This is a genomic window from Calothrix sp. PCC 7507 (assembly GCF_000316575.1).
GTDB lineage: Bacteria > Cyanobacteriota > Cyanobacteriia > Cyanobacteriales > Nostocaceae > Fortiea.
The window spans coordinates 6459469-6476072 of record NC_019682.1 but is presented as its reverse complement, the minus strand read 5'-3'; the positions used below and the strand labels follow the sequence as shown (position 1 = coordinate 6476072).

The window sequence follows — 16604 nt, the reverse complement described above, 5'->3', positions numbered from 1 at the left end:
ATCCTATTGGTATTTGTAGTATAAAAACAAGTATTTTCAGTATAATTCACGTCTTTACTCAAGGTAACGTGTAATGGAGCAGAGATTCCGCTCATTATTTCAAAGGATAATTGTTGGTAGTATCCTCACAGTATCTTGGATAACTCCAGCCTTAGCACAGCAAGATTCACTGACACGTGCAGAAGTTTACAAGCTATTGAATCAAGTGCAACTGCTGCTGAGAGATAAGCCGCCACGCCTTGCTAAAAAAGCAGATGTGTTAGTTCCCCTAGATGAACTACAGACAAAAACGCGATCGCAAGCCGAACTATTATTTAATGAAGGTTCTCTGTCCCGAATTGGCTCTAGCACCACCTTTCGTTTTAAGCCTGGATTGCGTCGCTTTGAACTACCAGGTGGCGGTTCTAAAGCAGAAACCATCTTTGAACTGAGAAATGGCACCGCTTTAATTCTCACACCATCAGGTAGCACGGGAACTACAATTGAAACCCCCCAAAGCCGCATTGACGTAATCGCCTCCCTCCCTCCAGATCAAAAAGTATTACCACCAAATAACACAAATGGCGCTGTGGCTGTTGCATATAACAGCATCACCAAGACAGGACAAGTCTTTAATTTAACTAATTTGCCCGTAAAAGTATCGAATCTTGACGGCACCCAATTTCAATTTTTGAAAGCAGGTGAAACAGTAACAATCACCAACGGAGTGATAGGGCCAGTACAGAACTTTGACCTGCAAAAATTTTATCAAACAAGTCAACTCGCAGCTGGGTTAGGGCCAGGACAAGAAACACTAGTATCTCAAGAACCCGCCAATGTGCAGTTAGTTCTGAATAAGGTGAGAAAGGAAACACTCGCAGGATTAGAAACTCAAAGATTATGGATTGAAGGACTGTGTAATCTCAATGATCGGGGTGGAGCTAGTACACTATCAACTAACTGTATCACCACTAACTCTGATGACCCAATCCGGAGTTTTGAAGACCACCGTAATGTTGTGACTCCACCCAGAAGAGAAGAACCGCAACCACAACCAACAACGCAAGCACAGCCACAGCAACAAACACAGCCACAAACACCGACTGGGACAGTTGTTTTACCACAACAACCTAATTAACAATTTAAAATTCAATTATGCGTGTATATCCTATTGCGCTTTGTTCTCTAGCTACCTTGTTAACTTGGGACTTACACCACAGTGTAGCTGCTAGTCCCACCCCAGAAGTTTTAATAGAAGAAAATTTAGTAGCTCCCACAGAAGCAGGTTCCCAAAAACCAATTTCAGCCATAGCAGCACCAGAAGTAATTTCCGAGACATCCTGGGGGAGTGCAGTTGTGGCTCAAGTACCCGGTTCTCCAGTTCAACCAATTAATCCCACAGATTTTCCCCCAGCCGACACAAGTCAACAAATTGATCCTCAAGATGTGGAAAATGAATTGGGTGAGATTAAAATTATCCCTTCCCGTCCAGTGCAACAACCACCCCAGCGCCGTCAGCCAGATGTGCAGCTATTGTTGCGTTCCTCAGCTTTTACAAGTTCTAATATTACGGGTTTAGAAATTCCTCAAACCAGTGATACCTTATTTATTAATAGTGCCACCTTATTAGCCACACCCAAACTAGGAGAAGACACGCGGTTGATAGCTGCTGCGGGTGGGGGTTTGGTGAGGTATGGCGACAAAGGAGATTTTAATTATAACTACCTCAACTTTAATGTTGGTGTCCAGCAGCGACTGACAAAAGAAATGTATGGTCAACTGGGGTGGTATCAGGAAAGACTTTATCGAGATGGCAGTGGCGATCGCTTATTATTAGATGATTCCGTACGCTTAAGTGTAGGACGACAGGATCAATTAAACTCCCGTCTCCGGTTAGATTCATTCTACGAACTGCGCGCCAGCTTTGCTGCACCCAGCGACCAAAATCGCGTCGCCAACACCTTAGGAGCGCGGTTGCGTTATGACATCACACCCAAATTGCAAGGCGCATTAGATTATCGCCTAACTTTTAAAGACTTCACCCAACAAGATAGATTTGATACACAAAATCAATTAGGTTTAGAAGCAATTTATAACATTAATCCAGATTTATTCATTGGTGGTTCAGCATCTTACCTCTTTGGCTCCTCCTCCGATGCCACAGTAGACTTAAGTAATTTTTCTGTTGGTGTGAGTATAGGATTAAACGTGCCCTTATTTTAAACGCAGACGTGAGCGCTGGGTGGATGGTGTATTAGCAAGAAAGAACTTAAATTTTAAGTGCGGAGTAAGGAGTCTGGGGTGTAGCATCGCTTAAAGTATTATACAAAGCAAATCCACTAGGCTTTAAGAGTACAAAATTACCGTTTTGTTTGATTAAATCCCCAGTACAAACAACAGCTAACCTTTCGGTGTAAGCCATGCGTGCCAACTGATACTCCTCTGAATTCAGAAGAGTGTGAATTTCTAGCGGCTTGCCCACAACAAATCCCAGAAGAATTACATTAAAAGTATGGTGAGATTCTGCAAGTCGAATTACCATACCTTGAATTTCTACATTGGGAATAAATGTAACCAAATCACTCAGGATATCAAGTTGAGAACGCCTTTCAGCTTTTTCCAACGTTTCTAAAATCTCAGCCATCCGCAGCGAAAAAGACCGAGTTTTGCAGTTAAGTGGTAAAGTAATATCAAATTCAGAACCGGAACTAGCAGTCAAAATCCAAACCGACTCTTGATTATTCGCGTTATCCCCTAGATTTTCCTGCTGCCATCCCCGTGCGATTAGGTAATTTATTAATTGCTGAGGGTCTAGATTAGAGAGAATGTTCGGGTCGCGCACGCTGACTATCATATCGCTTCTCCTGCTGCAATTCTTTGCATAAGAGTTTTTAACGCATCAACACTGAAAATGTTTTGACACAGATGTCACTGCGCTGATGTAAGCATAACTAAATTCCTCTTTCTGAGTTGTGATGAACATTTACAAATACTTTTAATTCAAGTGCCTTCTCAGCTTTTAAACTGTTGCGTGAGACAATTATTGCTGACAAAGATGGCGATCGCTCTGATTGACATTGCCATTATTTGTCAGGTAATCTGTAATTTGGGAGCATCCACGTAAACGGAGATTATCCAAATCCAAATCCCACAGCATTACCCCAGCATCCTCACTCCCACTAATCAAAACCTTGCCATCGGGACTAAAACTGAGACTATTCACCTTACCAGGATGTCCCAAAAGCGTTTTTAGTAGAGTTCCATCGTTGATATTCCACAGCTTAATAGTACCGTCAGCGCTACCAGAAGCCAGAATTTGACTATCTGGAAGAAAACTCAGACTAGTCACACCGTTAGTATGTCCGGCGAGGGTATTGATTAAAGTCCCGTCTGCTACCTGCCAAAGCTTGATAGTATTATCCATACTGGCAGATGCCAGAATTTTACCATCTGGACTGAACTTTACAGATGCGATCGCTAATCCATGACCAGGTAAACTCCTCACCAGGCTACCATCAAGTCTCCACAGTTTCACAGTATTGTCGTAACTTCCAGAAGCCAGCATCTGTCCATCAGGACTAAAATTGACACTGGTAATTTCCTCGGTATCTCCTTTAAAAGTTTGTAACAATTTACCATCAGCAAGGCGCCATAACTTAATAGTTTTATCCGCACTACCAGAAGCCAGCATCTGACCATCAGGACTAAAACTAACACTTGTGACACGCTCAGTATGGCCTGTGAGTATTTGCATGAGAGAACCATTTGCTACATACCATAACTTAATAGTTTTATCATCACTCGCCGCCGCGATAGTTTTACCATTAGGACTAAAATCTAAAGCAAAAATTATCCGTCTATTTCCTAATATAGTTTTAAATAAAGACTGAGTGACAGCATCATTTTTGCGCCAAATATTGATATTTCCGTCCCAACCAGCCGCAGCAAAAATCTGGCGTTTGGGATGAAAACTCACACCATAAAAGCTACCCTCATATTGAGGTTTTGATATATTATTTAATTGCCAAAGTCTTACAGTTTTATCAGCACTAGCCGACGCGACAATTTTACCATCTGCGCTAAAACTAACATCAGTAACTTGTGCCCCATGTCCCAACAAAGTTTGTTTGAGAGCATATTCTATTTTCGCTTGATGTTTCAAGCTCCAGATTTTCACTATTCCATCAGCATCAGCATCAGCTAATAATTTGCCATCAGGACTAAAGCTAATACTGTTAATTTGATTTGCACTACCTTCAATAGTTTGTAAAAACTTGCCTTGGCGATGCCAAATCTTCATAGTTCTATCACCGCTAGCTGTAGCTATCATTTGACCATTTGGGCTAAATTTAATGCAGGTGACACGTTCCTTATGTCCCGCAATAGCTTTAATTAACTTACTATCTACAGTCTGCCAAAGCTTGACTAAATTATCTTCACCACCAGAAGCCAGGATTTGACCATCAGGACTAAATGCAATGGTATTTACCCAGCCATTATGGGCATTCCAGCTTTTAATTAAACTACCATCAATCCGCCATAACTTGATAGTTTTATCTCGGCTTGCTGAAGCAATAATTTTACCATCTGGGCTAAAAGCTACATCAGTGACAATATTATTGTGTCCGGTGAAGGTTTGAATTAGCTTACCATTAATATCATAAACCTTGACAGTTTTATCTGTACTACCAGAAACAATAAATTGACTATCCGGACTAAAACTAATAGTGGTAATCCTACTTTGATAACCCGTGATAGTTGTGATTAATTTCCCCTGTAAATTCCAGATTTTAATAGTCTGATCATCACTAGCAGAAGCGATAAACTTACCATCAGGACTAAAACTAACAGCATTAACTTGTTGACCATGTCCTTGCAAGCGGTTAATTTCTGGAGATTGACTAACAGCTTGTTGGAGAGTCGCCACAGTTGCTAATTGAATATCTTTGTTGGGTGCAACAACCCGCTTGAGTTCTCGTCCAGCTTTCACACTAGCAATTAACGCTTCTAATGGCTGATGCGATAACAACAAAGCTTCCGATGAAGCATTTAAAGCCGAAATTTCTCTTAATTGGGCTGCTTGTTTTTGCAAATAAGCCAAACCGCCGAAAACACTGGCAGCAATTCCCAACACACTCATAATTGCCACAGCCCTTTGAGCTTGTCGGAGGCGCTTTTTTTGCTCAAATTGTTGTTGTTGTCTAGCGGCTAAACAAGCAGCAATGAAAAGTTGGACATCTTGAGATAATTCATCAGTATATTTGACGTAGATTTCTTCCGCCTCAGCTAGACGGACACCTTGTAACAAAAAATCAGCTAGCTCATCGTTATGTTTCCACAAAGCCGCCGATTGTTCAATTTGACGCTGCGATCGCAATCTACTACGATTCTCCTCCAACCACCAGCGCAAAGTTGACCAGTGACGAATCAAAATTTCGTGAGCCACTTCAATTGTCACCGGGGAAGGGGAAGGGGGGAGATTAATTGTTTTTCCTTTACTACTCGCAGTTTCGTCTTCTAGATTAACCACGATTAACTTAGCCGAGGTTAAAGCTTGCAGTGTTCTTTCCACCAACTCAGTAGGATATTTTTGCACCACCAACTCAGATTTCAAAACCCGCCGCCGAGTATCTTCCGTCCCCTCACCTAACTGTGTCAGCGAGAGAAAAATCCACCTAGCACATTCTTGAGCTTGGCTATCTAAACTTTCATAAACCGCCTGCGCCTTACGTTCTAACGCACCTTTAATACCACCTACCTGTTGCTGATAAGCCGCTAAGGTTAGCTCACCCTCATGACGAAATTCCCACAACTGTTCTAAGACAAATTCCAATAACGGTAAATCTCCCGCCGAGTGATTTAACTCCTGTACCAGAACCTCCACCAATTCCGGTTCCACCTGTAACCGCACCTGTTCCGCCGGGTTAACAATCACGCGGCGGTAATCACTATCAGTCAGACTCGGAGGAACCAGCACACTTGACTGCTGTAACAACATAGCCAGTGCTGGTACTTCCAAACAGGAAGCGATAAAATCAGCCCGCAAAGTAATCACCAACTTAAACCTATCAGGCGCATACTCCACCGCACCCAGCACCAGTTCTAAAAACCGCTGTCTATCTTCATTGGGTGCAAGGGTAAACAATTCCTCAAACTGGTCTACCACCAAAACCACCATCGGCTCAGGACGGCTACGCAACCAGTAGACAAAGCCCTCCACTCCCTGGTAGAGCATCCCCTCTAAGACAAGGTGGGGGGATGGGGAAGTTTCTCCCCCAGCCCCCTCCGAAGCGTGCCCCCTACCCCCTACCAATCGCCTTGCTAACGCTTCCAAAGGACGTGCGCCAGGACGCAAGCTTTTAATCAACCACGAATCACTACCGGGTAGTTGTTTACCGGCGCGCAATTGAGCAATTAATCCCGCTTGCACAACCGAAGATTTACCGCTACCAGAAGCACCCACCACAGCGAGAAATGATTTATGCGCTAGCTGGCTAATTAGATGCTGAGTTAAAGGTTCTCGACCATAAAAATATTGAGCATCTTCTTCTTGGAAAGCCCTTAATCCCCGGTAAGGACAAATTCTTAAATCTAATGCTGTAGCTTTGTGGTGACTGCGAGCGCCAGTAGTTGTAGGGATAATTTCAATCACCCCTTGTGTACCCGATAGCCAAAAATGGAGTTGCATCTGGGCTGCAAATTGGACTTGTAATTGGGTAATCCAACCAGCAACAGATAAACCAGCAGGTTTAGCAGCAGATTTGAGAGTATTAATCAGCGTTTCGGCAAATAATTCGGAATTGTTTTTTGGAGAAGTTGCAGCAATGATACATTGTGCTTTTTCTGAGTCGAGTTGTAACTCCTCAACCCAATCTTTGAGGGAAGAAACAGCAGTAGCAACAACTGGAAAATCTAAAATAATAATTTGTTGAGCAATTTGAGAACGGCGTAACTGTTGTCTTAACCAAGAACGACTCAGCCAGATATCTTCTGATATTAATAAAGCTGCTTCCCCTGTGGGAGTTTCTTCAAGTCTTCCGCGAAGATATAACAAAACAGTTCCCGGTTCTTCACCTCTGTAGTTTTGTTGTATTGGTGAATGCAAACATGCTTGAATTGCTGCACGTACATCTTGAGCAGTTGTTTGACCAGGACGAGGCAAATAATCTAACTCAAAAACGCCAGCATCAACCAACTCTTGACTAAAATCCAGCGTCGCCTGTGAACCACTAAATCCCTCAATTACCAATGCTGTTCTGGGAGGCTGTGATTCCGTAACTGCGGGGATAGAACCAAGAATTAATTCTCCCACTCCTTCGACAATCCGCTTCGGAGTTTGTAGCGGGTATTCACCAAAAAGTTGTGTGTCTCCCTTACCGCGTTTCTGTTGATTAATCAGTCGTAATTGTTGATTAGTTTTATCAATATATTGCAACGTTTGATGATAGACATAGCGATAAAGTCCATCCGCAAAAATTACCCCTTGAGCATCTGCCGCATCACCTTGTAAACCCCGCATTAAATAATAAGTGAATACCCCATGCCCTAATTCTGGAAACTCCCAAGATAGCTGATTGACATCACAAGAAAGTAAAGCATAAAATCCCTTACCTTTAGCTGCACTACGCTGCAATACTTCCACCAATTGCGGCGTGGGATTTAATAAAGGTTCTGCCGTTGTTCCCCTGAGTGTCATTCCACCACTATGACAGGCATCCAACCATACCACCTGATTTTGGGCCCCACTTTTACCTAACTTTCCTAATAGTTCATTGACAGCTAAACCAGTTTCATCTAAGTTATCTTTTTGAGTATCAGCCAAACACAAAAATGCTTGCTGAGTGCTTGGCTGGAGCATTCCATGACCGGAAAAATAAAATATAACTGTGTCAATTGGTTGAGCATCAGCAGCGATTTGCTGTAAACTTTCTTTTACAGTCGCTAACAATGGCAATTGAGTTGCAAAATCGTGATAAATTTTTATTTCTTTTTGAGGAAATTGCTCTTTTGTGGCCATTACTAAAGCTTCAGATAATACCTGACAATCAACTGCGGAATAACGTAGAGATGGAAGTTGTTCATCTTGGTATTGGTTGACTCCCACCAGTAATAACCACAATTTAGGGACAATTGTTTGTTTAGCAGGAGTTGAACGACTGGTAGTAACGCCGCGTGGACACATTTTGGGACTGGGGACTGGGGACTGGGGGAGAAAGAATAAATGACCCTTGACTTCTTATTGCCTATTGCCTATTGCCTATTGACAAATGACAGACATCGCCAGTTGTCTTTAATTGCACCAACCTACTTAGATGATATTAGGTGGAGTTGGCAGAGATTATGCAAGCGATCGCCTAAATATGTCAGGATGATATCGATTTCTTTTTTCTACTTGTTATACCAAGCTTTTCGCCACTGTTTCATTTGGTTAATTTCAGTATCTTGTGCTTTGATAATTGCTTGAGCCAAGTTCTTAATTTCAGCACGCTGAGACTTTTGCACAGCATCTTTAGCCATAATCACAGCGGCTTCATGGTGAGGAATCATTGCATTGATAAACCGCAAGTCAAAATCTTGATCAGCAGCACCCAAGTTCATGTTCATCATCATGGCTTGCATTTGCTCAGATGACATCTCCATCATGTGACCCATTTTGGCATCATAAGCCATTGGTTTATCGCCTGCTTTGGGATACCAAGCTGTTCGCCACTGTTTCATCTGGCTAATTTCTTGGTTCTGTGCTTTGATAATTTCGTCTGCTAGCTTTTTGATTTCTGGGCGTTGAGATTTTTGTTGTGCTTCCTTGGCCATGACTATTGCACCCTGATGGTGGGGAATCATCCCATCAATGAACCGCAAATCATAGTTAGCATCAGCCGGCCCTAAGTCCATCGCCATGCTGTGGTTCATCCCACCACCATGAGGGTTTGGTACTTGGGTTTGGTTTTGAGAAGTAGCTGTAGAACAAGAAGCGATCGCTACTAAGGTAAATGTCAAAAAACTGTTTTTCAATGTAGAGAGTCGCATTGTTATATTCTCAATATTTTGCCAATAGCATTTTAAAGTCTCCACCCGGCTAGAGAGTCAAATCAGGTATATGGCGTTTTTTATTTTTTTCGATAAATCCTAGGGGCAGGATTTCCCCAGACTTCAAGACAATCCATGTATCGCAAAAAATATTTGAATTGGTATGAGTTGTACTTTGGTTGTACATTCTTGTGACTAAAAAAGTGCAGTGGAACACCGCACTTTCTAGAAATTACTTATGGTTGGGAAATTCTTCATTTAACCAACTTGCGATATTCCTCAGCAGGTTGATTACACATTTGCAAAATCCGGCGGTCATTAGCGCTGATGGACTTTAGCTGATGATAATCTTGCAATGCTACCGAGTAAGCATAGTTAGTTGCCTCATCGTCGTTAATTCTAGGCAATCTATTACTGGTAGCAACCTGCGTCAATCCACCTTCATCAGGTGAACCCATAACCGTCATCGCCAACTCTCCTGACTTGTCGAGTGTGCCCTGAAAACAACTAAACTCAGAACTGGGCATATACAATGCACCCTTCACCGTATCTTGCCGTTTCTCGAATACGATGTATCCTTGTCCCAACTGGTTTGGTTGTAGCGATTGACCATAGAGATAAACCCCATCTTGTTTGGGAAAATTGGCTCTAGGCGCAGTTGCTGTTTCTTTCGCAGATTTTTGATTAGCGATCGCCACTATTGTAGTTTTAGGTCTTGTTTCTTGGGAAGCCACCCACCGTTGATTCCTCTGGGTTCGGACTTCTCTTAGCCGCGTCAAAAGAGTAGTTCCGGAGTTATCTTGATAATTCTGAACTAGTGCAGTAGATGTCGGTACTTTTTCTATCTGTTCGCTGAGAACCGGTCTAGTCTGTTCGCCTACGATACCAAGGGTAAGAAGTAAGCCAACAACGGGAATACTCAGCTTCTGAAGGGAATTGAACCGAAAAATGTTGTTAAGCACCTGACCTCTCCTGTTAAAAAATTAACTACTCTCTCAGCGACTTACTAGCAACTTAACTGAATCTTTATAAATCAAGGCTCCGTCAAAGGTCTGATCTATATTGTCCGGGGAATAAAACTATTGAAAACCGAATTTTTTATTTAATTTTGCAGATAATCTTGAGATTACCTTTCTTTAAGCTTTTTCTGCTTCACCCAGTAGATTCATCCGATAGGATGATGCCTAAATTGGGGACAATAAAATGAAAAACTATTCATTTGTGACATTTTTTACTTTAAACAATCTTCATTTTTCCCCGTCGGGCGCTCATTTTTTGCTACATAGTGAACTACAGCAGCAAATCTCTCGATTCCGGAAATTTGGGAATTGGGGATTGGGGATTGCACTTCGGCTCCTTACCCTGCGGGTTCTGCTTCGCAGTACGGCTACGCTACCTCGGCTCCGCTCGGTACAAGTCAAGGCGAGCCGCTCAGTGAGCAGGGACTGGGGATTGGGGGAGATGTGGTTCGGCTGCGCTCACCAACCGGGAGAAATAGCTAATGACAAATGACAAATCATAAAAAACGCCCCCTAAATCCAGGAGGCGTTGCTGCAAAATTACTTAAATCTGTTAACAGTTAACTTGCTACATATTCTTTGACATTGGCGCGACGGCGGCGCAGATGAGCCAGAGCTTGATGCTCTAACTGGCGGACACGTTCGCGGCTGAGATTCAACCGCTCGCCTACTTTAGCCAAAGACATTTCGTTACCATCCTCTAACCCAAAGCGTAGGGCTACAACTTCTCGCTGTTGGGGGGTTAGTTCTGCTAACAAGGTGTTTAAGTCTTGGCGCAAGAATTCTTGGGTGGTGTAATACTCTGGTGATGGGCCGTCATCTTCCAGCATTTCTTGCAATTCAGTATCTTGGTTATCGCCGACTCGCACATCCAAAGAAACTGGTTGACGCGCCATATTCAGATACTCGCGAATCTGAGCAGGTTCTAGCTCTAGTTCTTTGGCAATTTCTGCAGGAGTTGGCGATCGCCCTAATTTTTGCGCCAACTCGCGCTGCACTTTCTTGATTTTGTTCAGCTTCTCAGTAATGTGAATAGGTAAACGGATGGTGCGGCCTTGTTGGGCGATCGCTCTGGTGATCGCTTGGCGAATCCACCAATAGGCGTATGTCGAAAACTTATAACCCCGCATGGGATCAAATTTCTCCACACCCCGCTCTAATCCTAGTGTGCCTTCCTGGATCAAATCCAGAAACTCCATGTTGCGCTTTTGGTATTTTTTTGCAATAGCAACTACCAAGCGTAGATTCGCTTCAATCATTTTTTGCTTGGCCCGCTTACCTTGGGCGACTGTCTGTTTCACCTCTGTTTCCGGTTGGTGAACTAGATTCGCCCATTCTTCTAAACTAGGTTCTCGGTGCAGTTTTTTCGCTAAATCTTCTTTAGCGTCCAGTAGTGTCATCATCTGCTGCACCTGCTTGCCAAAAATAATCTCCTGCTCACGGGTTAGCAATGGCACACGACCAATTTCCCGCAGATAGGTTCTCACCATATCAGCTGTGAATTTGGTGTTCAGGTTTTCGGTTTGGGTGTTAACAGTAGGCATTGGTGCGTTGTCCTCTACTCCGTAAACACAATGAATCTTTAATAACTAGGGTGGATGGGGAAAATCAGTACATATATTACAGAACATCGGGAGCTACCATAAGCATTCAATTCATACAGCCGTTGATAAGACGGTGCATCCCTGAGATAGGTTCCCCTATCCTCCCTAGTTTTTGGCATCTCTATATAAGCACTTTTAGGTTGTTTTCGAGATTTTTTTTACTGTGCCACTAGCAGCGACCTGAAAAATACGAAGTCGATATGAGTTTTACTTACTTTTATAGTACGACAAAACTAACGGATGGTAAAGCAGCCTAGATAAATCTTTCGATTATAAGGCAAAATTGTCTGTTTGACAAAAAAGTTTCTTTAACTTCCCTTAGAGTGCTTACTATATCTATAGTGACGCTAAAATCTCCTCTTCAGTTGCCTGTAAGTAGCGAGATAACCGAACTGATTGGTTGCTGTTGTGGGGGGAAGGTACGAAACTGGGGATTGGGGATTGGGGATTGGGAACTGGGGACTGGGGATTGGGTAATGAGGAATGAGTAATGGGTAACAACTCTTGACTCTTGACTCCTGACCCTTGACTCCCTAAAATCCCAAATCGGCTTTGGCTAGTTCAGCGGCGGCGAATATTTCTGCATCTGGCTTTTCCTCCCAGGCTGGGTCGCCAATTTCTGTGTAGAAGGTAGCATCGTAGGGACGGGTACGGACTACGACTGGCATCGGCACAGCATGACCTAGAATCATGGCTTGTTGTTTGGAGTCTAATTTGGCTAACACCGATCGCAAGCTACCAGCACCAGAAACACCCGTGAAAATTGCATCAATGTCTTTTTCGTCGTTGAGCAAAGCTGTAATCCGAGTACCAATCTGGGACATGACTTCATTATCTATCCCCGATGGGCGTTGATCAACCACCAAAAGGGTGACGAAGTATTTTCGCATCTCCCGCGCAATTGTGCCGAAGATTGTGCTTTGGACGATCGCCGGATCTAGGAATCGGTGCGCTTCTTCAATTGTAATTACTAATTGCGTGGGGCGATCGCTAGCATTGCCACTGTGCAAAAATCTCTCTGCTTTGTTGACATAGTGGCTGTGAATCCTTCTGGTGATCATATTTGTCACCAACATATATGATAGCATATCTGACTGGGAACCGAACTCAACCACAACATTTTTCCCAGCTTCGAGCGATCGCAAGATTTGATGAATATAATTCTGGGGACAAGCAGCCCGCATATATTTCAAATTATCTAGCCGCAGGAGTTTGCGCTGCAACGACATAATCGAGCCTTGGTGTCCGCGCTTTTCCTCACAAAACAGTTTTATTTCCTCGTTCGTCATATTCAACAACTGCAAAATCCAAGCCTTGCCAAATTCTGCATATAAAATATTGGCGTTATCTAAGGCGGCTTCCGACAGTCCTAAGTCACGAGAGCATAACTTGACATCTTCGACTTCAATTTGCTCATAACTCAAATAAAGTTCTTGTGCATCCCTGACTCCCCGACGCTTTGTCGATTCTGGGTCGAGGGTGTAGACTTCCACTTTACCGGGGAATAGCTGCTTTAAACCTTTAACTGTACTATATTGCTTACCTTCGCAGACAGCTTGCCAGCCATACTCAGAGTGCATATCAAAAATCAAGTTTACCGCCGCGTTTTTGCGGACTATCCCCGCTAAAAGTAACCGCGTGAGAAAGGATTTACCGGTTCCCGATTTGCCAAACACCCCGTTACTACGTTCCACAAAGCGGTCTAAATCAATGCAAACCGGCACATCCATATCTAGCGGTTTGCCAATCGAAAAATTCTTTCTTTGGGTGTCATCTTCCCAACCAAATACGCGGCGAAAATCTTCTTCACTCGCTTCATAAACTTGGCTAAAGTGGCTGGGAATCGTTTTTACCGGCAGCAATTCCATAGTAGTACTGGTTTGGGGTTGAAATGATGCCAAACCTGTCATGGATGGGATGAAGGGATTTGCTGATTTACCGTTGGTTGGTGAAAAAGATTCTTCCGATTCAGGTGTGAACATCAACATCGGTGCGAGGTTGATGGTGCCGTAGGTACTACTTCCAGCTAAAACTTCTCGTAAAAAAGTGTCTTCCCAATTGGGGGGATTGGCGATGATGCGAGCATTTGCAGTGCCTAGTGCCACATCTGTAAGCATACAGAAAAAACGCGATCGCACCCCTTGCACAACTAGAAATTTACCCACCCGCATATCTTCAACAGATATATCGGCGTGTAATCTTACTTCTAGACCCCCAGTTAGAGAGCCTTGGATGACTGAACCTAATGGCTGTCCCGAATTTGTCATTTTTTAAGAGTCAGGAGTCAAGAGTCAAGGGTCAAGGGTGATTAGTAAATGGTTGTCCAGAATTTATCATTTGTTAAGAGTCAAGAGTCATTAGTGAATGCCCATTGCCTATTAGTGTACGCATTTTATGAAGACTATTCATTTATGTTGAATTTTAATTGTAGACTTCAAAAATTGCGACCAAATCTTAGTTTAAATTGTTATGAGACATTTGACCTTTGACTCTTGACCTTTGACCCTTGACTTATTTATTCAATCTGAATTGAAGTAGGCGCACTTCCAGATGGAGGTGTGTGGATTAATGGTTTGCGGAATTGGGCGTAGAGGCGATCGCGCCAGATAAAGAATGGTTCATAATCGGGATTATCTGCTAAGGAAGGTACGCCTTTACCTCTGAGACTGGCTGGTAAATCTAAATAAGGGCCATCGGGAAACTTCAGTAATATCGATAAACCTGCCACTGCTAGGTCAGCTAAACTTGGTTCATCGCCCAGCAAATAGGGACTATCTGCCAAGATTAGTGTCAGTGCTTCCAAGTCTTGTTTTAAGTCAGCGATCGCTGATTTAATCACATCTGGACTAAAACCCACCCCAAAACCCAAAATTGTCAGAAAGTCCCTGGGGACTCCTTCCACTAAATTCTTAAATATATCTGGTGTGGAAGTAGGTAATAAAGACTTACGGAAATTCTGATCTTGACTTATTGCAGAAAATAGGGCTTTGCGACCTTTAATACCTATCGACTCATCCGCCCATTCTTCCATCAATAAAGCTAAACCCCGTTTTTTGGGATCTTGCGGTATCAGGGGGCGATCGGGATAATTCAATTCTAAATACTTAGCGATTTCTGTAGAATCTGCAATATACCTATTGCCATCCTTTAAAACTGGTACTTGCTTTTGACCAGTTAGCCGGAACAGTTCCACCTGTCCAATCCCTGGCGTAACCTCTATTTTGCGATACTCCAATCCTTTATAATCCAGAATTAGCCGGACTTTTTCCGAGTATTGAGATAGTTCCCATTGGTATAATTCCAGCATCTCGCACACCTTATAACTGGTTAATTGAGTAACTCTCGATAATTCTATCTTCAGTTTCAGTATTTTTTCTGGGAATTCAAGAAATTCTAGTAATTTATCACCAATTTAATTACCATCAGAGTTAAAATCTCGCTGGTTTATTGGCATAGTAGCCAGTCTCCCCAATAAATTATTTCCGGGTAATTCATACATCAAATATTTTAATTATCTTAGTATGTAACTATAAATAAACCTAACCTTTTATTGCTTATTTTTCCGAAATTACTGAAATTTATAGATTTTTATTTACTTATAAAGTAAAGTATAAAAACCTATAACAAATCAGGTATTACTTAAAACATTATCAAAACGGATATTTATTTTGTCTAGGAATTTCATAGTTAATAACTATGTACTATACACTTATCTGTATAAAATACTACAGCTAAATTTCGTTTTTACGAGTTATTGAGATATAGTTAGATATTAGTTTACTATTGGTAAAACTCTCGTTTTGATTAACTTACTTATGCAGATTTTTGGGATTGGACAAGGTAAAATTTAGAACCTAATGAACGTAATAGCCAATTTGAACTAACAGCAAAATTACTCAATGGATATTACTTTGATCCGAAAAATACTTTATAATATGGTTTGTCAGCATTTCAAGAAAATTCTATTTTTTAGCACAGCATAGTTTACGTAAAAATTTCTTGCTCCTGGAGTTAGATTTTGTCATTAGCAAAATGCTATAAGTCTTTATGTAAACTGTGCAAAATCAAAACAAACAAAATTTATGAATGTGAATTACAACCAATTGCTAGCCAATTTGGCGGGTATAGTGGGAATAACCAGTGCTGGTCTCCTGATTACTTTACCATCTGAAGCAAAAGAGGCAGTAAATCCTCACCCCAGCGTTTTTAGTGAGGCTCCTTATAGCCGCAGTCAACGTATTGAGTCCAATACTCAAAACGCACCTACTGAACCTGTAACAGAAGCTGCAAAAGGCGCGATTCCCAGCAGAAATTTGGTAGCACAGCAGACCAAGCAAAAAGTCAATCCTCGTCCAAGTATTTTCAACGAACCTCCTTATAACCGTGGTGGTAGCGCTGCACCTACCCCAACTACTCCTGAAGTTGTACCTACCCCAACTACTCCTGAAACTGCACCCAGGACACCACGAAACGTAAAACCCTCGACAACTGTACCTACTGACACTAAGCCAGCAGCAGGGACAACTGATAATCAAGGGAAAAACTTGGTAGCACTAACAGAGTCCAACGCTTCCTTTACAACACTAGCAAAAGCGTTGAAAGCTGCAGGATTGACAGAAACTCTGCAAGGAAAAGATAACTTCACCATTTTTGCACCCACTGATGCGGCGTTTGCTAAATTGCCAAAAGACGCTGTGAGAGATTTGTTGAAACCAGAAAATAAAGAAGTATTGGTCAAGCTGTTAACCTACCATGTGGTGAGTGGTAAGGTACTATCAAAGGATTTAAAATCTGGCGAAGTTAAGAGCATTGAAGGCGGTGCAATCAACGTTAAGGTTGATCCTGCTGCTGGTGTGACAGTCAATGAAGCTAAAGTGACTCAGGCCGATATCCAAGGTAGCAATGGAGTTATCCATGCGATCGATCAAGTAATTTTACCTCCTGATTTGTAGAGGTTTTCAGATCAGTTAAGTAC

10 protein-coding genes are annotated in these 16604 nt (G+C 42.4%); 3 read left to right on the top strand and 7 right to left on the bottom strand.

Annotation, left to right across the window (positions count from 1 at the left end):
• The first annotated feature begins 73 nt into the window (after positions 1 to 73).
• Together CAL7507_RS27785 and CAL7507_RS27780 are read left to right on the top strand one after the other, a co-directional pair.
• On the top strand, positions 74 to 1117 hold the full coding sequence (locus CAL7507_RS27785; protein WP_015131815.1) for a FecR domain-containing protein: 1044 nt from the start codon (positions 74 to 76) through the stop codon (positions 1115 to 1117).
• A 17-nt stretch (positions 1118 to 1134) separates the two neighbouring features.
• Positions 1135 to 2202: an outer membrane beta-barrel protein gene (locus CAL7507_RS27780; protein ID WP_015131814.1), complete on the top strand. Its 1068-nt coding sequence runs from the start codon at positions 1135 to 1137 to the stop codon at positions 2200 to 2202.
• Positions 2203 to 2248: 46 nt separating this feature from the next.
• On the opposite strand, the gene CAL7507_RS27775 is transcribed toward CAL7507_RS27780, so the two are convergent.
• From CAL7507_RS27775 to CAL7507_RS27745, 7 genes are all read right to left on the bottom strand, one after another.
• Positions 2249 to 2833, bottom strand: coding sequence for a hypothetical protein (locus tag CAL7507_RS27775; RefSeq protein ID WP_015131813.1), 585 nt, complete (start codon positions 2831 to 2833; stop codon positions 2249 to 2251).
• A gap of 186 nt (positions 2834 to 3019) precedes the next feature.
• On the bottom strand, positions 3020 to 8161 hold the full coding sequence (locus tag CAL7507_RS27770) for a caspase family protein (protein ID WP_015131812.1): 5142 nt from the start codon (positions 8159 to 8161) through the stop codon (positions 3020 to 3022).
• A gap of 206 nt (positions 8162 to 8367) precedes the next feature.
• The gene (locus CAL7507_RS27765) at positions 8368 to 9006 is read right to left on the bottom strand and encodes a DUF305 domain-containing protein (RefSeq protein ID WP_015131811.1); all 639 of its coding nucleotides are present in this window, start codon (positions 9004 to 9006) and stop codon (positions 8368 to 8370) included.
• Positions 9007 to 9260: 254 nt separating this feature from the next.
• A complete protein-coding gene (locus CAL7507_RS27760) occupies positions 9261 to 9968 on the bottom strand; it encodes a hypothetical protein (RefSeq protein ID WP_015131810.1) in 708 nt (235 codons plus the stop codon).
• Between the two features lie 617 nt (positions 9969 to 10585).
• On the bottom strand, positions 10586 to 11569 hold the full coding sequence (locus CAL7507_RS27755) for an RNA polymerase sigma factor, RpoD/SigA family (RefSeq protein ID WP_015131809.1): 984 nt from the start codon (positions 11567 to 11569) through the stop codon (positions 10586 to 10588).
• Between the two features lie 593 nt (positions 11570 to 12162).
• Positions 12163 to 13896, bottom strand: a complete 1734-nt coding sequence (locus tag CAL7507_RS27750) for an ATP-binding protein (RefSeq protein WP_015131808.1) — start codon at positions 13894 to 13896, stop codon at positions 12163 to 12165.
• A gap of 248 nt (positions 13897 to 14144) precedes the next feature.
• Positions 14145 to 14936 carry a glutathione S-transferase family protein gene (locus tag CAL7507_RS27745; protein ID WP_015131807.1) on the bottom strand — a complete coding sequence of 264 codons (792 nt, stop codon included), beginning with the start codon at positions 14934 to 14936 and terminating at the stop codon, positions 14145 to 14147.
• Positions 14937 to 15711: 775 nt separating this feature from the next.
• Between CAL7507_RS27745 and CAL7507_RS27740 the strand changes: the two genes are divergently transcribed.
• On the top strand, positions 15712 to 16581 hold the full coding sequence (locus tag CAL7507_RS27740) for a fasciclin domain-containing protein (RefSeq protein ID WP_015131806.1): 870 nt from the start codon (positions 15712 to 15714) through the stop codon (positions 16579 to 16581).
• Positions 16582 to 16604 lie beyond the last annotated feature (23 nt).

Coding starts and splice junctions, on each gene's coding strand:
- CAL7507_RS27785 (WP_015131815.1), top strand. CDS start 74: ATGGAGCAGAGATTCCGCTCATTATTTCAAAGGATAATTGTTGGTAGT.
- CAL7507_RS27780 (WP_015131814.1), top strand. CDS start 1,135: ATGCGTGTATATCCTATTGCGCTTTGTTCTCTAGCTACCTTGTTAACT.
- CAL7507_RS27775 (WP_015131813.1), bottom strand. CDS start 2,833: ATGATAGTCAGCGTGCGCGACCCGAACATTCTCTCTAATCTAGACCCT.
- CAL7507_RS27770 (WP_015131812.1), bottom strand. CDS start 8,161: ATGTGTCCACGCGGCGTTACTACCAGTCGTTCAACTCCTGCTAAACAA.
- CAL7507_RS27765 (WP_015131811.1), bottom strand. CDS start 9,006: ATGCGACTCTCTACATTGAAAAACAGTTTTTTGACATTTACCTTAGTA.
- CAL7507_RS27755 (WP_015131809.1), bottom strand. CDS start 11,569: ATGCCTACTGTTAACACCCAAACCGAAAACCTGAACACCAAATTCACA.
- CAL7507_RS27750 (WP_015131808.1), bottom strand. CDS start 13,896: ATGACAAATTCGGGACAGCCATTAGGTTCAGTCATCCAAGGCTCTCTA.
- CAL7507_RS27745 (WP_015131807.1), bottom strand. CDS start 14,936: ATGCTGGAATTATACCAATGGGAACTATCTCAATACTCGGAAAAAGTC.
- CAL7507_RS27740 (WP_015131806.1), top strand. CDS start 15,712: ATGAATGTGAATTACAACCAATTGCTAGCCAATTTGGCGGGTATAGTG.